Origin of the sequence: Frigidibacter sp., assembly GCF_030695035.1 — a bacterium.
GTDB lineage: Bacteria > Pseudomonadota > Alphaproteobacteria > Rhodobacterales > Rhodobacteraceae > Frigidibacter.
In genome coordinates, this window is record NZ_JAUYTT010000008.1 from 692,067 (window position 1) to 715,371 (window position 23,305).

Genomic DNA, 23,305 nt, shown 5'->3' on the forward strand with positions numbered 1-23,305 from the left:
CCTACGCGGTCTCATCGCCGTCCCCCGCCGTGCCTTTTGGCGCGATGGGCAGCGAAATGCGGAATACGGTCTTGCCGGGGACGGAATCGACGCTGATCCAGCCGCCGTGGTCGGAAATGATCTTCGACACCAGCGCGAGGCCAAGGCCGGTGCCATTCTCGCGCCCCGACACGAAGGGCTCGAAGATTTCAGAGGCGATGTCGGGCGGGATGCCGGGGCCGTTGTCGATGATCTCGACCTGCAGCGGCACGGCGCGGCCGGTGCCATCGCGCCGGCGCAGGCGCAGCGACAGGTCATAGAAGGTATGGATGCGGATCACCCCCGGCTTGCCCTTGGAGGCTTCGGCGGCGTTCTTCAGCAGGTTCAGGAACACCTGCAGCAGCTGGTCGCCATCGCCGAGGGTCGAGGGCAAGGATGGGTCGTAATCCTCGACGATCTGCATATGCGCGGCGAACCCGACGAGCGATGAGCGGCGGGCGCGGTCCAGCACGTCATGGATGTTCACCGCGCGCTGTTCGGGCGGGCGCAGGTTGCCGAACTGCTCCACCTGCTCCAGCAGCTTCACGATGCGGCGGGTTTCCTCGACGATCAGGTCGGTCAGCTCGCGGTCCTCGGCGCTGGCATTCATCGAAATCAGCTGCGCCGCGCCGGAAATGCCGGCCAGCGGGTTCTTGATCTCATGCGCCAGCATCTCGGCCATGCCGATCGCCGATTTCGCGGCGGACTTGACGTTTTGCGCGCGGCCGAGCCGGTCGGCCAGCTCGCGCGGGGCGATGGTCAGCAGCAAGGTGGTGGGATCGTCGTTCAGCGGCGCGACCTGAAGGTTGCACACCACCGGCGCCCGTTCCCCGGTGCCGACATCGACATCGTTCAGGAACAGCGCCGACTGGTTGGTGCGGGCGCGGGCAAAGACCTCTTCCAGCGGCGCGTCTATGGCCAGCTTGTCCAGCACCGGCTGGCCCTGCATCGAGCGGGTGGAGAGGTTGAGGAACGCCTCCGCCGCCGGGTTGATGGCGATCACCCGGTCCTGCGCATCCAGCAGCAGCGCCGGGGTTGGCAACGATGCCCAGATCGAGCCGGGCGCGGGCAGATAGGGGGCGGCGCGCTTCTTCATGCGGCGGCCCTCTCGCTCTCGGCCTCGGCCAGCGCCTCGCTTGCGGCATCGGTCGCGGCAAACCCGCTGCGGACCAGCGCCAGCACAGCCGCCGGATCGGGCGCCACCATCAATGCGGCGCGCAAAGAAGACGCGGCGCCGGCGACACCCGCATACCAACCCAGATGCTTGCGCGCGATGCGCAGGCCAAGGTCGCGGCCGTAAAAGCCCAGGATCGCCTCGTAATGCTCGGCCACCAGATCGGCGCGGGCGGCGCCATAGGGCACCTCGGGCGCCGGGGTGCCGTGCAGGGCATGGGCAATCTCGGCCAGCCGCCAGGGCGCGCCCTGCGCCCCGCGTCCCACCATAACCCCCGCCGCGCCCGACTGCGCCAGCGCCTGCCGCGCCGAGCCCTCGCCGACGATATCCCCGTTCGCCACCACCGGAATGCACACCGCCGCGCGCACCGCCGCAATCGCCGCCCAGTCCGCCCGGCCCTTGTAGAACTGCATCCGCGTGCGCCCGTGGACCACCACCATCCGCACCCCCGCCGCCTCGGCCCGTTGCGCCAGCTCCGCCGCGTTCAGGCAATCGCTGTCCCAGCCAAGCCGCATCTTCAGCGTCACCGGCACAGATACCGCGCCCGCCACCGCCTCGATCAGCCGCAGCGCATGGTCGGGCACCCGCATCAGCGCCGAACCAGAGGCGCCGCCCGTCACCTTCTTCGCCGGGCAGCCCATGTTGATGTCGATGATCTGCGCGCCAAGATCGGCAACCAGCCGCGCCGCCTCGGCCATCGGCCCCGGCTCGCGTCCCGCAAGCTGCACCGAGGTCAGCCCCGCCGCGTCCAGCCCCAGATCGATTCGCGCCTTCGCCCGCACCGAGGGACGCGCCGTGACCATCTCGCCGCTCGCCACCATTTCCGACACAACCAGCCCGGCGCCAAAGCGCGCGACCAGCCGCCGGAACGGCAGATCGGTGATGCCAGCCATCGGCGCCAGCAACACTGGCGGGTCGAGCGTGAGGTTTGCCACCTGAATGGACAACTGCCTAATCCTTGTGCGGTTGGGTTGGAGCTAATCCCTTGCCCGGGGAATCGCAATCTCTGGCCTGCCCGGGCGCAGCCAAAATTATCGTATGCCCGTTATTTGGGCAGACATGCCCGGTGCATCGCCATGTGCGGAAGATTAACACATTGCGACACCCCGCCGCGGTGCTTGCCCGGTCTTGGCGGCTCCGTTACAGCAGGGCCCCGGAGGACCGCAACATGACAACCGCGGCAATCATCGTGGCAGCAGGGCGCGGCAGCCGCGCCGGCGGGCCGGAACCCAAGCAGTGGCAGGCGCTTGGCAGCGTGCCCGTGCTGCGCCACACGCTGGACGCCTTCGCCCACATCGGCCGCACGGTGCTGGTGCTGCACCCGGACGACATGGCCCGCGGCATTGCCGAATTCGGCGGCGAAGTGACGCTCATCGCCGGCGGCGCCACCCGCACCGCCAGCGTCCGCGCCGCGCTGGAGCTGCTCGAGGGGTCAGGCGTGACCCGCGTGCTGATCCAGGACGGCGCCCGCCCGCTGACCAGCCCGGCCCTGATCGCCCGCGTGCTGGCGGCGCTGGAGCATGCTCCGGGCGCCGCGCCCGCCCTGCCGGTAACGGACGCGCTCTGGACCGGCGCCGAGGGCCGCGTCACCGGCAGCCGCGACCGCGAGGGCCTCTACCGCGCGCAAACCCCGCAGGGCTTCGACCTCGCCGCCATCCTCGCCGCGCATCGCTCTGGCCCGGCGGAGGCGCCCGACGATGTCGCCATCGCCCGCGCCGCCGGCCTTGACGTGACCATCGTCGAGGGCGAGGAGGAGAACATCAAGATCACCTTCCCCGGCGATTTCGCCCGGGCCGAGGCGATCCTGCACCGCCGGAAGGGAGCGCCCGCGATGGACGTAAGACTGGGCAACGGCTTTGACGTCCACGCCTTCTGCGAGGGCGACCACGTCACCCTCTGCGGGGTCAAAGTCCCGCATGGACGCGGCCTTCTGGGCCATTCCGATGCCGATGTCGGCATGCACGCCCTGACCGACGCGATCTATGGCGCGCTGGCGGCAGGCGATATCGGCCGGCATTTCCCGCCCACCGATCCGCAATGGAAGGGCGCGGCCAGCGAGATCTTCCTCGCCCATGCCGCCGCCTTGGCCCGGACCCGCGGCTACACCATCGCCAATGTCGATGTGACGCTGATCTGCGAGCGGCCCAAGGTGGGCCCCCATGCCGCAGCGATGTGCGCGGAACTGGCGCGCATCCTGGGGATTGCTGTGGACCGGGTATCGGTGAAGGCCACAACCTCCGAGCGCCTCGGCTTCACCGGCCGCGAGGAAGGCATCGCCGCCATTGCCACTGCGACCCTAGTCGCCTGACCCAACGCGACGCTCGTCGCCTGAAAGGATTTCAGATGGAACGCGAGACGCTGGAAGAGCGGCTGGACCCGAACCCGCCGAAGAAGCTGCGCCGCGGGCCCTGGACCCCGCAGCTGCTGGTGGCGACCGTGGGCGGCATCGGCTACCTGCGCCCCGCCTCGGGCACCTGGGCCTCGGCCGCCGCCATCGGCGCGGGGCTGGTCCTGCACGGGATCGGCCATGTCTGGCTGCTGCTGGCGGCGACGCTGCTGGCCACGGCCGCGGGCTTCTGGGCCTGCGGGCGGGTGCTGGAGGACCGGCCGGGCGAGGATCCGTCCGAGGTGGTGATCGACGAGGTGGCGGGGCAATGGCTGGCGCTGCTGTTCCCCTCGGCCGGGTTCTGGCTGATGGGGCTGGACAGCTGGCACTTCCCCTATCCCGGCTGGGTCGCCGCCTTCGTGTTCTTCCGCCTGTTCGACATCTGGAAGCCCTGGATCATCGGCCGCGCCGACCGCCGCGCCGACGGGCCGGGGATCATGCTCGACGACCTTTTCGCCGGGCTCTTCGCCGGGGTGGCGACGATGATCGCCGCCGGCATCGCGCATGGGGTGTTCATGTGACCCGCGCTGCCGAACTCCTCGCCGCCGACCTGCTTACGGTCGCCCGCGCCGCCGGCCTGACCATCGCCACCGCCGAAAGCTGCACCGGCGGCCTGATCTCGGGCGCGATCACCGAAGTGGCGGGCTCGTCGGAGGTCTTTGATCGCGGCTTCGTCACCTATTCCAACGCCGCCAAGCAGGAGATGCTCGGCGTGCGCGCCGAGACGCTGGCCGAGCATGGCGCGGTCAGCGAGGCGGTGGCGCTGGAAATGGCGGTGGGCGCGCTGATCGGCTCAGGGGCGGACCTCGCCGTCTCCGTCACCGGCATCGCGGGCCCCGGCGGGTCAGAGCACAAGCCCGAAGGCCGCGTCTGCTTCGGCCTCGCCCGCCGCGGAGGCGACACGCATGTGGAAACGGTGGAGTTCAGCGCCCTCGGCCGCAGCGCGGTGCGGGCGGCGACGGTCGATCATGCCCTGGACCTGCTGATCGGGGCGGCAAGGTAAGAAGAAGGGGGGCGCTGCCCCCCGTCCTTCGGACCCCCCCCCGGGATATTTGGACCAGAACGAATACAAGAGGTTCGACCCCTTCCAGCTTCGTTTTGGTCCAAATATCCTCGGGGGTGAATTTGCCGCAGGCAAAGAGGGGGCAGAAGGCCCCCTTCCTGCTTCAGGCCCCCGCGCCCAGCTTCTCCAGCCGGGCCGCGCGCATCCGCGCGAAATCATCGCCCGCGTGATAGGACGAGCGCGTCAGCGGCGTCGCCGAGACCATCAGGAAGCCCTTGCCATAGGCGGCTTTCTCATAGGCGGCGAATTCTTCCGGCGGCACGAAGCGGTCGACCCGGTGGTGCTTGGGGGTGGGCTGCAGATACTGGCCGATGGTCAGGAAATCCACATCGGCGGCGCGCATGTCATCCATCACCTGCCGCACTGCCGGACCCTCTTCCCCCAGACCGACCATGATGCCGGATTTGGTGAACATCGTCGGATCCAGCTCCTTCACCCGCTGCAGCAGCCGCAGCGAGTGGAAATAGCGCGCGCCGGGGCGCACTTCGGGGTAGAGGCCGGGCACGGTTTCAAGGTTGTGGTTGAAGACATCGGGGCGCGCCGCCACCACGGTCTCCAGCGCCGAGGGGGCGCATTTCAGGAAGTCAGGCACCAGCACTTCGATGGTCGTCCCGGGCGCGCGGTGGCGCACGGCGCGGATGGTCTGGGCGAAGTGATCGGCGCCGCCATCCTCCAGATCGTCACGGTCGACCGAGGTGATGACCACATGGTTCAGCCCCAACGTGGCGACGGCATGGGCGACCCGCCCCGGCTCGAACGCATCGAGGGTCTGCGGCTTGCCGGTGGCGACGTTGCAGAAGGTGCAGCCGCGGGTGCAGATCTCGCCCATGATCATCATGGTGGCGTGGCCCTGGCTCCAGCACTCGCCGACATTCGGGCAGCCGGCCTCCTCGCAGACCGTGACCAGCCGGTTCGCCTTCAGGATGTCGCGGGTGTCCTTGTAGCCTTGCGAGGTCGGCGCCTTGACGCGGATCCAGGACGGCTTCTTGGGCTGCTCCTGATCGGGGCGATGCGCCTTTTCAGGGTGGCGCTGGTCGGGGATGGTCAGATCGCGGGGGGACATGGGCTTTCTCCTGCCGTTGCAACGGCAATAGCAAATCGCAACGCGAATGGCAAAGCCGCTGCGGGGTCTGCAGGGCGGCCATGCGCCGCGCATCTTGCTGCCAGCGCATTGCGGCAACGCAGCATCGGGGTTACATTGATTCTAAGGGGAGGATTGCGGCGCCAGCCGGCGCCTGCACCATCACATGCAAACAGGAGAGACCCGATGCAACCCGGAGCCAAGCTTCCCGATGTCACCTTCCGCACCCGCGTGCGCGACGAGTCAATCGGCGGCGCCAATCCCTATCGCTGGGAAGAGCTGACCACGGCCGACTATTTCGGCGGCAAACGCGCGGTGCTGTTTGCCCTGCCGGGCGCCTTTACCCCCACCTGCTCGACCTTCCAACTGCCGGGCTTCGAGAAGGGCTTTGCCGATTTCCAGGCGCAGGGGATCGATGCGATCTATTGCCTGTCGGTGAACGATGCCTTCGTGATGAACCAATGGGCCAAGGCCCAGGGCCTCGCCAATGTGCAGGTGATCCCGGACGGTTCGGGCGAGTTCACCCGCCGCGTGGGGATGCTGGTGCGCAAGGACAACCTCGGCTTCGGGCTGCGCAGCTGGCGTTATGCCGCGGTGATCAACGATGGCCGGGTCGAGGCATGGTTCGAGGAACCGGGCCTGTGCGATAACCACGGCGAGGATCCTTACGGCGTGTCGAGCCCGGAGTCGGTGCTGACCTGGCTGCGGGATGCGGCGCAAGAGCGGGCGGCGTAAGGGGTTCCGCCGAGGGGACACAAACACCGTTGCTGCTCACGTCGATTTGGCGAAGGCCATCGCCTTCGCCACGCGGTGCCGTCTCCACTGTTACCGGACGGGCCCCCAAAGGGCCCGGCCAGCGCCCGCCCCGCCCCTGGCGGGCGCTTCTCGCCCGCCAGGTCGGGCGCTGGCCTCCCCCGGTCTTGTGTTGCCGATGGCTCCGGGTGCATCCGTCTCGCACGGGCGGGGCGAGGCAGTGCCTCGCCTCTTTCCGCCTGAACTGAGCGCCCCTCACACCCGCGGCACCAGCCGCTGCGCCTCCGCCAGCAGCCCCGCCCCGGCCCCCGCCAGCAGCCGCGCCAGCGCCGGCACCCAGGGCTCCTCGCCAATCGCGGCGCGGCGCACCAGCCGCACCTGCCGCGACGGTTCCGGCACGGCGAAGCGCATCAGCGCCATCTGCGGCGCGGCGGCGGATTCGGCCCGCGCCGCCGCCTCCGGCACGAAGGTCAGCCCCATCCCCGCCGCCACCAGCCCGCAGAGCGTGGCCAGTGACGAGGCCCCCAGGTCGATTCGCGCCCTTCCTGAGCCCGGGCCGCCCCCCATTCGCCGCCGGTCCAGCGCGCAGACCTCCAGCGCCTGATCGGCGAGGCAGTGCCCTTCATCCAGCAGCAGCAGCTGGTCTGGGTCGAGCGAGACCGGCCGCAGCGCCTCGGCCTGCCCGGCCAGTGCCGCCAGCCTAGCGGCGGTGCCGGCGAGCAGGAAGCGGTCCTCGAACAGCGGCAGGTCGATCATCCCCGGCCCGGGATCGGTGGCGATCACCGCCGCATCCAGCGTGCCATCCGACAGTTCGCGCAGCAGCGTTTCGGTTTCCGCCTCGCGCAGCCGCAGGTCCTGCGGCATGTCCACCGCACCACGCAGGGCGGCCAGCGCCGGCGGCACCAGATAGGGCGCCAGCGTCGGGATCACCCCCAGCGTCACCACCCCGCCAAGCGCGCCGCGCCGGGCGGCCGATTCCATCTCGCGCACTTCCGCCAGAATCCGCCCGGCCCGCGCCAGCACCTCATGCCCCGCCCGCGTCAGCCGTACCCCGCGCGGCAGCCGGTCCACCAGTGTCAGGCCAAGCGCACCCTCCAGCTCACGGATCTGCATCGACAGCGCCGGTTGCGTCACATGCACCCGCGCCGCAGCCCGGCCGAAATGCGCCTCTTCGGCAAGGGCGGTCAGGTAGCTGAGTTGGCGGAGGGTGACTGGCATCAGATATCCTTATCAGAAACCCAAGAAAATGCAATTTCCCATTATCCCGCCCGGCCCGCATAGTTCGCTCAACCGAAAAGCCAAGGGAGAGGATAACACCCATGACCCAGCGACTGACGACCACCGCCGGCGCCCCCGTCGCCAACAACCAGAACAGCGAGACCGCAGGCCCGCGCGGCCCGGTGCTGATGCAGGACTACCAGCTGCTGGAGAAGCTGGCCCACCAGAACCGCGAGCGCATTCCGGAGCGGGTCGTGCACGCCAAGGGCTGGGGCGCCTTCGGCACCTTCACCGTCACCCATGACATCACCCGCTTCACCCGCGCCGCGATCTTCGGCGAGGTCGGCAAGCAGACCGAGATGCTGGCCCGCTTCTCCACCGTCGCAGGCGAGGCCGGGGCTGCCGACCACGAACGCGACGTGCGCGGCTTTGCCCTCAAGTTCTACACGGAGGAAGGCAACTGGGACCTCGTCGGCAACAACACCCCGGTGTTCTTCGTCCGCGACCCGCTGAAATTCCCCGACTTCATCCACACCCAGAAACGCCATCCGCGCACCAACCTGCGCAGCCCCACCGCGATGTGGGATTTCTGGAGCCTGGTGCCGGAATCGCTGCATCAGGTCAGCATCCTGATGTCGGACCGCGGCCTGCCCATCGATCCCATGCACATGAACGGCTATGGCAGCCACACCTATTCCTTCTGGAACCGGGATGGCGAGCGCTTCTGGGTGAAGTTCCACTTCAAGACCCAGCAGGGCATCAAGACCCTGTCCAACGAAGAGGGCGCGGCCATCATCGGCCAGACCCGCGAGGGCTATCAGGAGGCCCTCTTCGGCGGCATCGAGGCGGGCAATTTCCCGCGCTGGACGCTGTTCGTGCAGGTGATGCCCGAGGCGGAGGCCGAAACCACCGCCTATGACCCGTTCGACCTCACCAAGGTCTGGCCGCATTCGGACTATCCGCTGATCGAGGTCGGCGTGATGGAGCTGAACCGCAACGCCGACAACTACTTCGCCGAGATCGAACAGGCCGCCTTCAGCCCGTCGAACAAGGTGCCGGGCATCGGCTACAGCCCCGACAAGATGCTGCAGGCGCGCGTCTTCAGCTATGCCGATGCGCATCGCTACCGCCTTGGCACGCATTACGAGGCGCTGCCGGTGAACCAGCCCAAATGCCCGGTCCACCACTACCACGCCGCCGGCAACATGAACTTCATCGGCCTGCGCAGCGGCGCGGGGGATGCGTTCTACGAGCCCAACAGTGTCGGCGGTGCCATCGAGGACCCGACTTTCGCCGAACCGCCGCTGAAGCTGTCGGGCATGGCCACACGTCAGGCGCATGAGCAGCAGATCGACGATTACACCCAGCCCCGCGCCCTGCATGACGAGGTGCTGAGCGAGGCAGAGCGCGGCCGGCTCTACGCCAATATCGCCGGCTCGATGGACGGGGTGCCCGCCGGGATCATCGAACGCGCGCTGATGCATTTCGAGCGGATCTCGCCGGCTTATGCGGCAGGCATCCGCGCCGCGCTGGCCGCCCGCGGCAGCATGGCAGCCGCCGCCGAGTGAAGACCCCTGCCCGCCCGGCGACCCCGGGCGGGCAATCCAAAGTCAGGCCGATACCGCCTGCGCTATCCGCACAGATTGCGGCGCCAGCGGCAGGTCGATAAAAAACGTCGTCCCCTCACCCAGCACGCTGTCATAGCTGATGCGCCCGCCATGCTGATCGAGGATCCACCGCGCGATATGCAGCCCGAGGCCCGAGCCGCCGACGCGCCGCGTGCCCGAACTGTCGAGCTGCGAGAACTGGCCGAACACCGTGTCCTGCGCGCCCTCGGGGATGCCCGGGCCGCTATCCTTGACCAGCACCCGCACCCGCCCCTGCTCGCGCAGAACCGACACCTCGACCCGCGCGCCATTGCCCGAGAACTTGCAGGCGTTGGACAGCACGTTCCCCATTACCTGCATCAGCCGACGCGGATCGCCGTCCACCATCACCGGCTCCGCCGGCTCTGCCAGGGTCAGCGTCACATCCAGACTGCGGGCCAGATCGGCGGCTTCTACCACGGCATCTTGCACCAGATGGCCCATGTCGATGCGCTGGCGCGTCACCGTCAGCGTGCCCTGCTCGATCTGCTGCAGGTCCAGCAGATCCTCGATCAGCGTGGTCAGGCGCTTGCTGTTGTTGGCGGCTATCTGCACGATCCGCCGCGTCGCCTCGGGCAGCTCGCCGGTGACCGAGTTGTTGAGAAGGTCCAGCGCGCCCTTGATCGAGGTCAGCGGCGTGCGCAGCTCATGGCTGACCACCGCCAGGAACTGCGACTTGGCCAGCGCCGCCGCGCGCGCGTTTTCCGCCGCCAGCCGCAGCGCCGCTGCCTCCTGCTCCTGCGCGGTGATATCGACCAGCGAGATCACCCAGCCAAGTGCAGACCGCCCCGTCCGGATCGGGCGATGCAGCGCAGCGGCCCGCGGATCAAAGCTGCGCCCGCCGCGCAGGATCGGCGCCTCCTCCTGCAGTTGCCCGCCGCCGCGCAGCCGCGCCAGCAGCGGCTCAAGGTCGGGCAGCCCGGCAAGGGGCTGGCCAGGCTGCGGAAGTTCGGCCCCGAACACCCGCCGCGCCTCGGGGTTCACCGCTTCGATCCGGCCCTCGGCATCGACGATCAGCACCGGATCGGCCGCCTTGTAGAACAGCATGTCCCGGGCGATCAGGTTGATGTCCATCAGCCGGTTGTTGACCAGCATCCAGCCGAACACCACGAGCACGAAGGCAAAGCTGAACGGCGTCGGATCAAAGCCGAAGACCGTGAAGCCGAACAGCACATAGGCAAGGTTGCCCACAACCGGCACCAGCGTGATCACCAGAAGCGCGATCAGGAAGCCCCGAAAGCTCCAGGGCGCGCGCAGGATCGCCAGCACCACCACCACGATCGAGGCCACCATGAAGGCATAGACATAGAAGGCCGAGACGAAGAACAGCGGCCCGTGGTCATAGATCACCGAGGGGCGCCCGTCGATCTGGGCCAGTTGCGTCGCAGGGCCATAGAAGGCGCCGTGCCAGCCATTGCTCAGCGCCAGCAGGGTCACCGCCAGCGGCCCGCCGATCAACGCCAGCGGCCACAGCCAGCGGGGGCGCCAGCCAAGCGCGTAGTCGAGCAAAAACAGCGTCCAGGCGGTGGGCACCAGCACGATGCCGGGCCAGGCCAGCTGTGCCCAGAGCATCTTGCAGCCCTGCCCCTGCACCGACAGCTCCATCATCGAGGTGAACAGCCACCACAGCATGGCGCACAGGCTGATCAGGAAGGCCGGCCGGCCGGGAAAGCGGTGGATCTGCCAGACCCGCAGCGTGACCAGCAAGACCCCGACCAGCATCGCGGCGGTGAACGAGACCGGCAGATCGGGGTCAAGGAGATCAAGACAGCTGGTCATGGCGCCCACCCCGGCACCGGGCCGGCAGGCACGGCATACCCCAAAGACGACGGCGAGGGTTTGCCCGGGAGGCATGGACTGGCCAACAAGAGGATCACCTTTCGGGTGAAAACCGATTCAAAAAAACAGCGGAACAGCCCGCCCCAACCCTGCAAAACACCGCGTCAAAATGCAATCGGGTGCAGGTGCGTGCAGGATGCACCTCCCAGACCGGTGCTCGCCCGCCATACCTTGCGCAACCGCGCCAGTCTATCCAACCGTGGTCTCCATGCAACAGCAGGTTGTGCAGCCCGGCGGATCGGCCATAATAGCCACCTGCGCGCGCACTGGCTGCGGATCGAACGGCTGCCCGGCCTCCTGACCGCGGGCAGCGTCACCCGCGCCGCCGCAAGATCTGCCGCAGCATCCCGTGGAAAGTCTGCACCTCGGCGCGCGTCAGGGTCATCCGGCCCCAGAGCGCGCGCAGGTTCAGCTTCATCCCCGCGGCCTTGGTTTCGGGGAAGAAGAAGCCCGCCGCGTCCAGCTCTGCCTCATAGTGATCGGCCAGCTTCTCGACCTCGATCCGCGTCGCATATTCGCTGCGCCCGAACTCCATGCGCTCCGCCGGCACCGCCACCGTCTGCCGGCGCCATTCATAGGCGGTCAGCAGTACCGCCTGGCCAAGGTTCAGCGAGGGGAAGCCGGGATTGACCGGAATCGAGATCAGCGCATTGGCCCGCACCACATCGTCATTCTCGAGCCCCGTGCGCTCCGGCCCGAACAGCACCGCGACCCGCCGCCCCTCGGCGGCCATCGCGCGTGCCTGCTCCATCGCGCGTTCCGCGGTCACCACGGGCCGCGTCAATTCCCGGTCGCGCGCAGTGGTGGCAAAAACATAGTCGCAATCGCCCACCGCCCCCGCCACATCCGGGAACACCCCCGCATGATCCAGCACCCGCCCCGCCGCGCCCGAGGCCATCGCCACCGCCCGCGGGTTCGGCCAGCCATCGCGCGGATCCACCAGCCGCAGCCGCTCCAGCCCGAAATTCAGCATCGCCCGGGCGGCGGCCCCGATATTCTCGCCCATCTGCGGGCGCACCAGCACGAAGACCGGCTGCAGCGCCGGATCGGTGCCGGCGGCGTTTTCGGGGGGGGCGGAGGGCAGATCGGGGGTCATGGGCGGCATTCCTTCAGGCTGCGGCCTGATACGCTGCTGCGCCCGGCAGTTCAAGGAACCCCGCCCGGCTTTCTGGGCCGCAAAAGAAGGGGGGCCGTCTGCCCCCCTCTTGGCGCGTTCCGCGCCAATTCACCCCCCGAGGATATTTGGACCAAAACGAATACAAGAACGGTGCCGCTCTTATTCGTTTTGGCGCAAATATCCTCCGGGGGTCCGGGGGTGGAAAACCCCCGGCGCCGGCCACCTCCGTGCCCGTAGCCATTCACGCGAAACTGCGCTAAGGGGGCCGTCAGACGCGCCGCGCGCGCCGCCCCACGCAAGGACAGACCATGGCCGCCGAAGACCGCCCGCAGATCTATCTCGTCACGCCGCCCGCCTTCGATGCCGCGGTGTTCCCGGACCGGCTCGCCCGGGTGCTGGACGCGGCAGAGGTCGCCTGCCTGCGGCTCTCGCTCGCCACGCGTGACGAGGACGCACTGCTGCGCGCCGCCGATGCCTGCCGGATGGTGGCGCATGAGCGCGACGTGCCGATCGTGATCGAGACGCATGTGATGCTGGTGCCGCGGTTGGGGCTGGACGGGGTGCACCTCATCGACGGCGCCCGCACCGTGCGCCATGCCCGCAAGGAGCTGGGGCAGGAGGCCATCGTCGGCGCCTTCTGCGGCACCTCGCGGCATGAGGGGCTGAACGCCGGCGAGGCGGGGGCCGATTACATCGCCTTCGGCCCGGCCCGCGCCACCCCGCTTGGCACCGGCGACAGCGTCGATCCCGAGCTGCTGGCCTGGTGGTCCGAGGTGATCGAGATCCCGGTGGTCGCCGAAGGCGCGCTGACCGAAGAGCTGATCCGCGACCTGACACCCATCACCGATTTCTTCGGCATCGGCGAAGAGATCTGGACCGCCGAGGACCCGGCCGCCGCGCTGACCCGGCTTATGGCAGCGATGGGGTAAGGGGCGCTCGACAGAGCCCTCCCGCCGCGGCAGACTGTCGGCAGTTCTCAGCGGAGCCGCCGATGCACCCTACCTCGTTCGCCATCTCCCTCGCGGCCCTCGTCCTGATCGCCACGATCTCGCTGGCCGCGAACCGGCGCTTCCAGCACCTCACCCGGCTGCCGATGCAATGGGGCCTGACCGGGCAAGTCACATGGACCGCCCCGCGGCGGCTGGCCCTGGCCTTCGTACCACCCATCGCCGTCATCGTCCTGCTGGCGGCGCTGCGCGCTGGCGCCCCGCCACCACTGACCGCCCTCATGGCGCTGGCCCTCATCGCCAGCCATCTGGCCCACCTCTGGCTGGTGCGCCGCACGGCCCGCTGACTCAGCCCCTCTCGACCCTCCCGGCCCGCCCCCCCCTACGCTGCGGTGGCTCGCCCCCCGTCAGGCCATCGCGCAGCACCCCCGTCATCGGATGCTCCGGCACAGCCTCGCCATACTGCGCCAGCAGCGCCCGGATCGCGCCGGCCACCTCGACCCCCGCAGCAAGGCTCAGCGCCCAGTCGAGGAAGATCGACCGGCATTCCCCCGGCGTGATGCCTTCGATCGCGTAGCTCTCGCGCACCAGCCCTTTCGGGTCCGCCCGGTCCAGATCCATCCCTCACCCCTCCAGCACCCGGTCCACAATGGCCGCCACGCGCTCCGTCGCCGCGTCCAGCCGCGACGCCAGCGCGGCCAGATCCGCCATTCCGGTCTCGCGCAGCAGGAAGGCGCGCGCGCCCTCGCCGATCTGCTCCATGTCCAGCGGCCGGTCGGTCAGCAGCCGCCCCCCCGCCTGCAGCCGCCACAAGAAGCGGTAGGCCTCCTGCAGCGCCGCCTCCTCGGGCTTGCCCAGGCAGCCGCTGCGCAGGCCGGCGCGCAGCTGCGCCTCGACCCGCCGCGCGGGGTCGGCAGAGCGCAGGGCACAGGACTCGGCCAGCAGCTCGATATCCTGCAGCCGGCCCGGGCCGATCTTCGCTTCCCACACGCCATCGGGGGCCTTGGCCGCAAAGATCCGCCGCCGCATGTCGGCGACATCGGCCAGCACCGTCTCGCCCCCCGACTTCGCCTCCAGCACCTCGCGGCGCAGCGCCTCCACCTCGGCCGCCAGCCCAGCCTCCCCTGCAATGGCCCGCGCCCGGGTCAGCGCCAGATGCTCCCAGGTCCAGGCCTCGCCCATCTGATAGCTGCGGAACCGCTCCAGCGCCGTCGCCACCGGGCCCTGCTTACCCGAGGGGCGCAGGCGCATGTCCACCTCGTAGAGCCGCCCCTCGGCCGTGGGCGCAGACAGCGCGGTGACCAGCGCCTGGGTCAGGCGCGCGTAATAGGTGCGCGTCGGCAAGGGCCGCTTGCCCTCCGATGCCTCCACGCCCGCATCGTCATAGATCACGATCAGGTCGAGGTCCGAGGCCGCGTTCAGCCGCTCTGCCCCCAGGCTGCCCATCCCCAGCACCACCGCGCCGCGCCCCGGCATCGGGCCGTGCTTGGCGGCGAACTCGGCGCAGCAGGGCTCCCAGACCGCGCCGACGCAGGCGCTGGCGAGGTCGGCATACATCCGCCCCGCCTCGGCCGCGTCGACCAGCCCGCGCAGGTGATGCACGCCAATGCGGAAATGCCATTCCCGTGCCCATCGCCGCGCAGCATTCAGCTTGGCCTCATAATCCGGCAGCGCTGCCAGCTGCGCGGCCAGCGCCGCGCGGAGCGGCGCCGCCCCCGGCCAGGGCGCGAAGAAATCCCCCCCGATCACTGCGTCGAAGACCGAGGAATGCCGCGACAGGTGCCGCGCGAGGCCCGGAGCGGTGGCACAGATATCCACGATCAGCTCCACCAGCTGCGGGTTCGCGTCGAACAGCGAGAACAGCTGCACCCCCGCCGGCAGGCCGCGCAGGAAGCCGTCGAACTGGCGCAGCGCCTCCTCCGGGTTCGCAGCGCGCAGCAGCCCGCGCAGGATGCCCGGCTTCACCCGCCGGAAGATCTCGGCCGCGCGGGCCGATCGCAGCGCCGGGTAGCCGCGCCAGCCGTCGACGATGGTGCGCGAGGCATCGGGCAGGTCGGGCATCTCGCCGGTCGTCTCGCCGGGGGCAAAGAACTCCTCGGTCAGCGCCGCCACCCGCTCCAGCCGGGTGCGCAGGCCCGCGCGCATGACGTCCGTGTCGGCCTCGCCCATCATCCGCGCCAGCCGCTCGAACCCCTCGGCGCTGGAGGGCAGCGCATGGGTCTGGGCATCGGCGGCCATCTGCAAGCGGTGCTCCACCTCCCGGTGGGCGCGGTAGAGCGTCGTCAACTCGCCCGCCACCTCGGGCGGCACCCAGCCCTTCGCCGCCAGCGCCGCGAGCCCGCCCACCGTCGTGCGCCCCCGCAGGTCCGGGTCGCGCCCGCCGGCGATCAGCTGGCGGGTCTGGGTGAAGAACTCGATCTCGCGGATGCCGCCCACCCCAAGCTTCATGTCATGGCCTTCCAGCACCACCGGCCCGTGCAGGCCCTTGTGGTCGCGGATCTTCAGCCGCATGTCATGGGCATCCTGGATGGCGGCGAAATCCAGATGCTTGCGCCAGACAAAGGGCACCAGCCGCTTCAGGAACCGCTCGCCCGCCGCAATGTCCCCGCCGCAGGCCCGCGCCTTGATATAGGCGGCGCGCTCCCAGGTGCGGCCCTGCGCCTCGTAATATTGCTCCGCCGCCTCCATGCCGATGCAGACGGGCGTCACGCTGGCATCGGGGCGCAGGCGCAGATCGGTGCGGAAGACATAGCCCTCGCCGGTATTGTCGCCGATCCAGGCGGTCATCTTGCGCGCCACCCGGATGAAACAGGCGCGGGCCTCGTGGTAGTCGGCAGCGTCGTAGCGCTCCTCATCAAACAGGCAAATGAGGTCGATATCCGAGGAATAGTTCAGCTCCCCCGCCCCCATCTTGCCCATGGCCAGCGCGACCATGCCGCCTGCCGTCTCGGCATCCTCGGGCCCCGCACCCGGCAGCTTGCCACGGCGGATCTCTTCGGCCACCAGCGCCTTCAGCGACAGGTCCACCGCCCGGTCCGCCAGCGCCGTCAGCGCGCCGGTCACCGCCTCCAGCGGCCAGACCCCGCCCAGATCCGCGAGCCCCGCCAGCAGCGCCACCCGCCGCTTGGCGATGCGCAGCGCGATCGGCAGACCGGGCCCCGGCTCCAAGCCGCCCAGAACCGACGCCAGAGCCGGCTCCGGCGCGCCCGCCAGCGCGCCCTCCAGCCACTCCGCCTCGCGCGCCATCAACCCGCACAGATAGGGGCTGCACCCCGCCGCACCGTCCAGCAAGGCCCGCAGCTCCGGTGCCAGCGCGGCGAAGCGCGCCGCAGCATCCGCGCCGCGGGCGGCGTCGAAGGGGATCGGGCAGCGGGTCAGCCTTGCGGCGAAAGGGGCATGGGTCATCGCGCCACCCTACCGGGCAAAGCGGCAGGGTCAACGTCCGCGCAACCGCACTCTTCCCATTCGTTTTGGCAAAAATATCCTCGGGGGGTGCGGGGGGCAGACGGCCCCCCGCCGCTGGCAGCGGGCACTGCGTTCGATATCAAGAAGATACGGCGCGATCTTCATCCAAACTGTGAAGATCGGCGGCCAAACCCCTGATTTTCTCTCAATGTGAATTTCCTTTACATCACCCCTTGAACGCCAATTCCCCGGGGCCATATCCCATAATGTGAAAGACATTCACATCAACGAGACACACCGCCCAACCCGGAGGACACGATGACCCATACTGACACATTTCCCCGCCAATCCTGGCTGGGCCGCGCCGAAGCCTGGCTTGATGACCGTGGCAAAGGTGCCTGGATCGCGCTCATGGTGCTGTCCTTCATCTTCGTCTGGCCGCTCGGCCTCGCCATCCTCGCCTATATGATCTGGAGCAAACGCATGTTCGGAACCTGTTCTTCGCGCCGCCGTGGCGGCAATGACTTCACCCGCGGCATGGGCATGGGACGCGGCCAGCGCTTCGGCACCTCGGGCAACACCGCCTTCGACGCCTACAAGTCGGACACCCTGGCCCGGCTGGAGCGCGAGCAAGAAGAGTTCGAATCCTTCCTGCGCCGCCTGCGCGAGAGCAAGGACAAGTCCGAGTTCGACCAGTACATGACCGAGCGGGCCCGCGAAGCCTCGCAGCCGCAGACCGCGCCTGTACCGCAGTCGGGCGAAGACCGGACCTGAGACCGGGCCTGACCTCGAGGCTCTGGCCGCAGGGCCACGATGACGACATCGGGGCGGCACTCGCCCCGATTTTCTGCCCTGCCCTTTGCACCCTGCCCCGGAGTTCCCATATGCCCCGCATGACAGACCCATATTCCCCCCAATTCGAAGACCGCGACAGGCTTTGGGGCCTGCCCGATCCCGACATCCAGCCCGGCTTTTATGCCGGCGTGCCGTTCAAGCGGCTGGTCGCCTGGCTGGTCGATTTCGTGATGGTCGCCATCCTCACCGCCATCGTGGTGCCCTTCACTGCCTTCACGGCGCTGTTCTTCCTGCCGCTGCTCTATTTCACGCTGGATCTGATCTATCGCTGGTCGACCATCGCCAATGGCTCCTCGACCTGGGGGATGCGGCTGATGGGGATCGAGCTGCGCACCCGCGCCGGGCAAAAGCTGGATAGCGGCCTCGCGCTGGTGCACACGCTGGGGTTCATCCTGACCTCGGCGACGATGCTGCCGCAGCTTCTGTCGGCCGGGATGATGCTGACGCTGCCGCGCGGACAGGGCCTGACCGACGTGGTTCTGGGCACGACGGCGATCAACCGCGCCGCCTGACGCCGACATCACTGCGGGCAAACGCAGCCTCCGGACGGCGCAATGCTGCCCGGGGGCTGCGTCACGAATCGTGCTTGGCGGATCTGTAACGGCGCGGTAACGTTGCCGCATCTGCAAGCCCTTCCCGCCCGCACCCCGCTGCCGTCCTGCCTTTCGAGAGCTGTTGCCCGACCATGCGCCACACTCTGCCCATCGCGCCGCAGTTCTACGTGACGGCACCGCAGACCTGCCCCTATCTGGAGGGCCGGGCAGAGCGCAAACTGTTCACCGCGCTGCAGGGCGAGGGCGCGGGCCGGTTGAATGATGCGCTGTCCAAGCAGGGCTTCCGGCGGTCGCAGAACGTGCTTTACCGCCCCTCTTGCGCCGATTGCTCGGCCTGCATGTCGGCGCGCATCCGGGTGGCGGATTTCACCCCCAGCCGCACGCAGCGCCGGGTGCTGCGCCGCAATGATGACCTCAAGCGCGAGGCGACCAGCCCCTGGGCGACCGAGGATCAGTATACCCTGTTCCGCCGCTATCTGGACAGCCGCCACGCCGATGGCGGCATGGCCGACATGGACATCTTCGAATTCGCCGCGATGATCGAGGAGACTCCGGTCAAGACGCGCGTCATTGAGTATTCGACCACTCCCGCAGTTGGCAGCCGCAAGCGGCCGCTGACGGCAGTCTGCCTGACCGATGTCCTCGATGACGGGTTGAGCATGGTCTACAGCTTTTACGATCCGGCGCGGATCGATGACAGCCTTGGCACCTATATCATCCTCGACCATGTGGCGCTGGCCCGGCAGGTCAGCCTGCCCTACGTCTATCTGGGCTATTGGGTGCCGGGCAGCCGCAAGATGGGCTACAAGGCCAACTTCTCGGCGCTGGAGATCTACAAGGCTGGCACCTGGCAGCCGATCGGCGATCCTTGCGCGCATAGCTCCGAGACGCATCCGCTGTCGGTGGACCCGATTGCCGAGCAGGTGGCGCGGATCTCGCTGCCCGATACCAAGCCCGTGCGCGGTTAGCGCACATCTATAGTCATCCTGCGCGGTTAGCGCACAACTCCAATCCTGCGCGGTTAGCGCACTCGCAAGCTGCTGCGCGGCGCGCCCGCAACGCATCTGCGAAATCGCGCCGGGATGCGGCAATTTGCGCAGGCCGCGCTTGAATCCCCCGGCCGGTGCCCCATTTTAGGGCAGGAAATCGCACCGGGAACCCATTCTGTGACTTACCTTTTTCTTGTGATCGGCCTTGTGGGGCTGTTTGTCGGTGGCGAATTTCTGGTGCGGGGCGCCGTGGGTATCGCCCGCAAGTTCGGCCTGTCACCGCTGGTGATCGGCCTGACGGTGGTGGGCTTTGGCACCTCGATGCCCGAGCTTCTGGTCTCGGTGCAGGCCGCACTTGGCGGCACCCCGGCAATTGCGATGGGCAATGTCGTCGGATCGAACATTGCCAATATCCTGCTGATCCTTGGCGTTGCGGCGGTGATCGCGCCGATCTCTGTCGCCTTCGGACCGCTGCGCCGCGATCTGGCGGTGATGCTGGCGGCGACGCTGGTGCTATGGGGGATGATCCTTGGCGGCTATCTGGGCCGGATCGAGGGGTTCATCCTGTTCGCTGGCCTCGTGGCTTTCCTCTGGGCGGCGCTGCGCAGCGGCACGGCCGAGGAGGAGGAGACGGACGCGACGGCGAGCGTCGCGCTGCCCCCCCTGTGGCGGTCGGTGCTGATCGCGGTGGCGGGGCTGGCCGTGCTGATGATCTCGGCCCGGCTGCTGATCGATGCCGCGACCGAGCTTGCCCGCGCCTTCGGCATTTCCGAAGCGGTGATCGGCCTGACCATCGTCGCCATCGGTACCTCGCTGCCCGAGCTTGCAACCTCGGTGGTGGCGGCGATGCGCAAGCAGGCGGATATCGCGGTCGGCAACGTGGTCGGGTCGAACATCTTCAACATCCTCGGCATCCTCGGAATGACCGCCATCATCGCGCCGATCCCGGTCGAGCCGCGCTTTGCCGGGATCGACATGGGGCTCGCTTTTGTGGCGGCGGCGGGGCTGGCCTTCATCTCGTGGAAATGGGGCCGGCTGGGGCGGCCGGCGGGGACCGGGCTGCTGCTGGTCTATGTCGGATACATCGCGGCGATGGCGGTGATCTGAGGCGGGTCCGGCGCTTTGTGGCGCCGGATTTCGTCAATATGTCGGCCATTCAGCATTGCGCGCAAGAAATGGAATGCCGGATGCGGCATCCGCGACACATTATGTGCAATTCTCGGGGTTGACGCCCCTTCCGCCCCCTCCTAATGATACCGCCGAAGGCAACGCAAAGGGCCCCGGGCAGATGGCACGGATTCTCGTACTCGTAAGGAACAGGCGCATGGGCCGGTAACGGTTGACCATAATGGTTCCCCATGCGCCCCCGCCGACACGGGGGCTTTTTGTTGCGGATTTTGGCAGGAGACGGGCGATGCAACGGCAGATGACCGGCGCGAGGATGGTGGTTCAGGCGCTGAAGGATCAGGGCGTCGATGTGGTGTTCGGGTATCCGGGCGGCGCGGTGCTGCCGATCTATGACGAGATCTTCCAGCAGAACGACATCCGCCACATCCTCGTGCGCCACGAACAGGGCGCCGTGCACATGGCCGAGGGCTATGCGCGGTCGACCGGCAAGCCGGGCGTGGTGCTGGTGACCTCGGGCCCCGGGGCCACGAATGCCGTGACCGGGCTGACCGATGCGCTGATGGACTCGATCCCGCTGGTGGTGCTGACGGGCCAAGTCCCGACCTTCATGATCGGCACCGACGGCTTCCAGGAGGCCGACACGGTCGGCATCACCCGGCCCTGCACCAAGCATAACTGGCTGGTGAAGGATACCGACAAACTGGCGGAAACGCTGCATCAGGCCTTCCACATTGCCATGGCGGGCCGCCCCGGCCCGGTGCTGATCGACATCCCCAAGGACGTGCAATTCGCCACCGGCACCTATGCCGGGCCGAAGCAGGCGCGGGTGTCGCATTACCAGCCGAAGGTGAAGGGCGATATCGAGGCGATCACCAAGCTGGTGGAGCTGATCGAACAGGCCGAGCGCCCGGTGTTCTACACCGGCGGCGGCGTTATCAACTCCGGCCCCGGCGCCAGCCAGCTGCTGCGCGAGTTGGCGGATGGCACGGGCTTTCCCGTCACCTCGACCCTGATGGGGCTTGGCGCCTATCCTGCCAGCGGCAAGGGCTGGCTGGGGATGCTGGGGATGCATGGCCTCTATGAGGCCAACCTCGCCATGCATGGCTGCGACCTGATGATCAACCTTGGCGCGCGCTTCGACGACCGCATCACCGGGCGGATCGCCGATTTCAGCCCGCGCTCCATCAAGGCGCATGTCGATATCGACCCCTCCTCGATCAACAAGGTGGTGCGGGTCGATCTGCCCATCGTCGGCGATATCGGCCATGTGCTGGAAGACCTGCTGAAGGTCTGGAAGGCGCGCGGCCGCAAGGTCAACAAGGACGGCCTTGCCAAATGGTGGGGCCAGATCGAGCAGTGGAAGCTGAAGAAATGCCTGTCCTACAAGGGCTCCACCACCACCATCAAGCCGCAATATGCGCTGGAACGGCTGGAGGCGCTGACCAAGGGCCAGGACCGCTACATCACCACCGAAGTGGGCCAGCACCAGATGTGGGCGGCGCAGTTCCTGAACTTTGATGCGCCGAACCGCTGGATGACCTCCGGCGGGCTCGGGACCATGGGCTATGGCCTGCCGGCCTCCATCGGCGTGCAGATCGCGCATCCGGAGGCGCTGGTGGTCAACGTCGCGGGTGAGGCGTCGTGGCTGATGAACATGCAGGAAATGGGCACAGCGGTGCAGTTCCGCGCCCCGGTCAAGCAGTTCATCCTGAACAACGAACGGCTGGGCATGGTGCGGCAATGGCAGCAACTGCTGCATGGCGAGCGCTATTCGCAAAGCTGGAGCGAGAGCCTGCCCGATTTCGTGAAGCTGGCCGAGGCCTTCGGCTGCAAGGGCATCCGCTGCTCGGACCCCGCGCTGCTGGACGATGCGATCATGGAGATGCTGGCCTATGACGGCCCGGTGATCTTCGATTGCCTCGTCGAGAAGCACGAGAATTGCTACCCGATGATCCCCAGCGGCAAGGCCCATAACGAGATGCTGATGGGCGATGCCGGGGTTGAGGGGGCGATTCAGGCTGGCGGCGCGGTGCTGGTGTGATGCAGGACCCCGACATGAGCCGTCACTGGCTCATGTCGAGCCAGCGCGAGCAGTCGCTGGAATACGTTCTGCTGGGTGCCCTGTGTCAGGAAATGTGGAAACGGGGCTGTCCGCTGGATATCCTGCGCTCTCACACCGATCAGTCGGGCTATGATCTGGTCCTTGATACCGGGGGCGCCCTTCGCTTCGTGCAGCTCAAGTCGAGCTATATCGGCGCGAGGGCCGCCAGCCAAAGCGTCAATGTCGCGCTCGCCGCAAAGCCCGGCGGGTGCATCATCTGGCTTCGGTTCGATGAGGCGGACCTGAGCCTGGACCACTTCTTGTTCTTCGGCGCCGCCGAGCCCGGCGGGATGCTGCCCGACCTTGGGGAGCGCGCCGTCAAGCATACCAAGGGCAACGCCGAGGGCATCAAGGCCATTCGCCCGGGATTGCGCAGCCTTTCCCGCAGCCGCTTTGAGCGGATCGACAACATTCAGGCTTTGGCCGACAGGCTGTTTGGCCGCCACGAGACAACAAACGAGGGATTGCCATGTCCGCACTGAACATCAAGCAAGGGTCCACCAGCCATTCCGCCTATGAGCTGCGCGATCCCCATGCCGAGATCGTCGAGACGCATACGCTGGCGGTGATGGTCGATAACGAGGCGGGGGTGCTGGCCCGGGTCATCGGCCTGTTCTCGGGGCGGGGCTACAATATCGACAGCCTCACGGTAGCCGAGGTGGACCACAAGGGCCATCGCAGCCGCATCACGGTGGTGACGCGGGGCACGCCGGGGGTGATCGAGCAGATCAAGGCGCAGCTTGGCCGGCTGGTGCCCGTGCATGAGGTGCATGACCTGACGGTCGAGGGCCCGGCGGTGGAGCGGGAGCTGGCGCTGTTCAAGGTCGCCGGCACCGGGGATCGCCGGGTCGAGGCGCTGCGGCTGGCCGATATCTTCCGCGCCAATGTGGTGGATTCGACGCTGGAAAGCTTCGTGTTCGAGATCACCGGCACCGTGGAAAAGATTGACGCCTTTGCCGACCTGATGCGGCCGCTGGGGCTGGTGGATGTGGCGCGCACCGGCGTCGCGGCGCTGTCGCGGGGCATCTGAG

At 68.2% G+C, this 23,305-nt stretch carries 22 protein-coding genes; 14 read left to right on the forward strand and 8 right to left on the reverse strand.

Features of this window, described 5'->3' with window-relative positions; translation table 11 throughout:
- Nucleotide 1: 1 nt before the first annotated feature.
- Nucleotides 2–1,114 carry a nitrogen regulation protein NR(II) gene (locus tag Q8S30_RS07480; RefSeq protein ID WP_305665384.1) on the reverse strand — a complete coding sequence of 371 codons (1,113 nt, stop codon included), beginning with the start codon at nt 1,112–1,114 and terminating at the stop codon, nt 2–4.
- On the reverse strand, nt 1,111–2,085 hold the full coding sequence (gene dusB, locus Q8S30_RS07485) for a tRNA dihydrouridine synthase DusB (RefSeq protein ID WP_371135480.1): 975 nt from the start codon (nt 2,083–2,085) through the stop codon (nt 1,111–1,113). The genes Q8S30_RS07480 and dusB overlap by 4 nt, the downstream gene beginning before the upstream one ends.
- A gap of 275 nt (nt 2,086–2,360) precedes the next feature.
- Here dusB and Q8S30_RS07490 point away from each other — a divergent pair, with 275 nt between their 5' ends.
- From Q8S30_RS07490 to Q8S30_RS07500, 3 genes are read left to right on the forward strand one after another with little or no spacing between them, the layout of a single operon-like run.
- Entirely contained in the window at nt 2,361–3,500 is a 1,140-nt protein-coding gene (locus tag Q8S30_RS07490) for a bifunctional 2-C-methyl-D-erythritol 4-phosphate cytidylyltransferase/2-C-methyl-D-erythritol 2,4-cyclodiphosphate synthase (RefSeq protein WP_305665386.1), read from the forward strand.
- Nucleotides 3,501–3,535: 35 nt separating this feature from the next.
- A complete protein-coding gene (locus Q8S30_RS07495) occupies nt 3,536–4,099 on the forward strand; it encodes a phosphatidylglycerophosphatase A (protein ID WP_305665387.1) in 564 nt (187 codons plus the stop codon).
- Nucleotides 4,096–4,581, forward strand: a complete 486-nt coding sequence (locus tag Q8S30_RS07500; protein ID WP_305665388.1) for a CinA family protein — start codon at nt 4,096–4,098, stop codon at nt 4,579–4,581. Before Q8S30_RS07495 ends, Q8S30_RS07500 begins: the two co-directional genes overlap by 4 nt.
- 163 nt (nt 4,582–4,744) lie before the next feature.
- On the opposite strand, the gene lipA is transcribed toward Q8S30_RS07500, so the two are convergent.
- Entirely contained in the window at nt 4,745–5,704 is a 960-nt protein-coding gene (lipA, locus tag Q8S30_RS07505) for a lipoyl synthase (RefSeq protein WP_305665389.1), read from the reverse strand.
- A gap of 204 nt (nt 5,705–5,908) precedes the next feature.
- Between lipA and Q8S30_RS07510 the strand changes: the two genes are divergently transcribed.
- Nucleotides 5,909–6,457 (forward strand): peroxiredoxin, encoded by a 549-nt coding sequence (locus Q8S30_RS07510; protein ID WP_305665390.1) that lies wholly within the window; start codon nt 5,909–5,911, stop codon nt 6,455–6,457.
- A 273-nt stretch (nt 6,458–6,730) separates the two neighbouring features.
- On the opposite strand, the gene Q8S30_RS07515 is transcribed toward Q8S30_RS07510, so the two are convergent.
- Entirely contained in the window at nt 6,731–7,693 is a 963-nt protein-coding gene (locus Q8S30_RS07515) for a LysR substrate-binding domain-containing protein (protein WP_305665391.1), read from the reverse strand.
- Nucleotides 7,694–7,794: 101 nt separating this feature from the next.
- Here Q8S30_RS07515 and Q8S30_RS07520 point away from each other — a divergent pair, with 101 nt between their 5' ends.
- Nucleotides 7,795–9,261, forward strand: coding sequence for a catalase (locus Q8S30_RS07520; protein WP_305665392.1), 1,467 nt, complete (start codon nt 7,795–7,797; stop codon nt 9,259–9,261).
- Nucleotides 9,262–9,303: 42 nt separating this feature from the next.
- On the opposite strand, the gene Q8S30_RS07525 is transcribed toward Q8S30_RS07520, so the two are convergent.
- Together Q8S30_RS07525 and Q8S30_RS07530 are read right to left on the reverse strand one after the other, a co-directional pair.
- A complete protein-coding gene (locus Q8S30_RS07525) occupies nt 9,304–11,118 on the reverse strand; it encodes a histidine kinase N-terminal 7TM domain-containing protein (RefSeq protein WP_305665393.1) in 1,815 nt (604 codons plus the stop codon).
- A gap of 373 nt (nt 11,119–11,491) precedes the next feature.
- A complete protein-coding gene (locus Q8S30_RS07530; protein ID WP_305665394.1) occupies nt 11,492–12,274 on the reverse strand; it encodes an RNA methyltransferase in 783 nt (260 codons plus the stop codon).
- 329 nt (nt 12,275–12,603) lie between these two features.
- Here Q8S30_RS07530 and Q8S30_RS07535 point away from each other — a divergent pair, with 329 nt between their 5' ends.
- Together Q8S30_RS07535 and Q8S30_RS07540 are read left to right on the forward strand one after the other, a co-directional pair.
- A complete protein-coding gene (locus Q8S30_RS07535) occupies nt 12,604–13,224 on the forward strand; it encodes a thiamine phosphate synthase (protein ID WP_305665395.1) in 621 nt (206 codons plus the stop codon).
- A 62-nt stretch (nt 13,225–13,286) separates the two neighbouring features.
- Nucleotides 13,287–13,589, forward strand: coding sequence for a hypothetical protein (locus Q8S30_RS07540; protein WP_305665396.1), 303 nt, complete (start codon nt 13,287–13,289; stop codon nt 13,587–13,589).
- Nucleotide 13,590: 1 nt separating this feature from the next.
- On the opposite strand, the gene Q8S30_RS07545 is transcribed toward Q8S30_RS07540, so the two are convergent.
- The gene (locus Q8S30_RS07545; RefSeq protein WP_305665397.1) at nt 13,591–13,863 is read right to left on the reverse strand and encodes a hypothetical protein; all 273 of its coding nucleotides are present in this window, start codon (nt 13,861–13,863) and stop codon (nt 13,591–13,593) included.
- 3 nt (nt 13,864–13,866) lie between these two features.
- Nucleotides 13,867–16,647, reverse strand: coding sequence for a glutamine-synthetase adenylyltransferase (locus Q8S30_RS07550; protein WP_305665398.1), 2,781 nt, complete (start codon nt 16,645–16,647; stop codon nt 13,867–13,869).
- Between the two features lie 318 nt (nt 16,648–16,965).
- Here Q8S30_RS07550 and Q8S30_RS07555 point away from each other — a divergent pair, with 318 nt between their 5' ends.
- From Q8S30_RS07555 to ilvN, 7 genes are all read left to right on the forward strand, one after another.
- Complete coding sequence (locus tag Q8S30_RS07555) at nt 16,966–17,421, forward strand: DUF2852 domain-containing protein (protein WP_305665399.1); 456 nt, start codon at nt 16,966–16,968, stop codon at nt 17,419–17,421.
- A 119-nt stretch (nt 17,422–17,540) separates the two neighbouring features.
- Complete coding sequence (locus tag Q8S30_RS07560; RefSeq protein ID WP_305665400.1) at nt 17,541–18,014, forward strand: RDD family protein; 474 nt, start codon at nt 17,541–17,543, stop codon at nt 18,012–18,014.
- A 173-nt stretch (nt 18,015–18,187) separates the two neighbouring features.
- Nucleotides 18,188–19,024, forward strand: coding sequence for an arginyltransferase (locus Q8S30_RS07565; protein ID WP_305665401.1), 837 nt, complete (start codon nt 18,188–18,190; stop codon nt 19,022–19,024).
- 198 nt (nt 19,025–19,222) lie between these two features.
- Entirely contained in the window at nt 19,223–20,152 is a 930-nt protein-coding gene (locus Q8S30_RS07570; protein ID WP_305665402.1) for a calcium/sodium antiporter, read from the forward strand.
- 307 nt (nt 20,153–20,459) lie between these two features.
- Complete coding sequence (locus Q8S30_RS07575) at nt 20,460–22,214, forward strand: acetolactate synthase 3 large subunit (protein WP_305665403.1); 1,755 nt, start codon at nt 20,460–20,462, stop codon at nt 22,212–22,214.
- Nucleotides 22,214–22,756 carry a hypothetical protein gene (locus Q8S30_RS07580; protein WP_305665404.1) on the forward strand — a complete coding sequence of 181 codons (543 nt, stop codon included), beginning with the start codon at nt 22,214–22,216 and terminating at the stop codon, nt 22,754–22,756. Before Q8S30_RS07575 ends, Q8S30_RS07580 begins: the two co-directional genes overlap by 1 nt.
- A complete protein-coding gene (gene ilvN / locus Q8S30_RS07585; RefSeq protein WP_305665405.1) occupies nt 22,744–23,304 on the forward strand; it encodes an acetolactate synthase small subunit in 561 nt (186 codons plus the stop codon). Before Q8S30_RS07580 ends, ilvN begins: the two co-directional genes overlap by 13 nt.
- Nucleotide 23,305 lies beyond the last annotated feature (1 nt).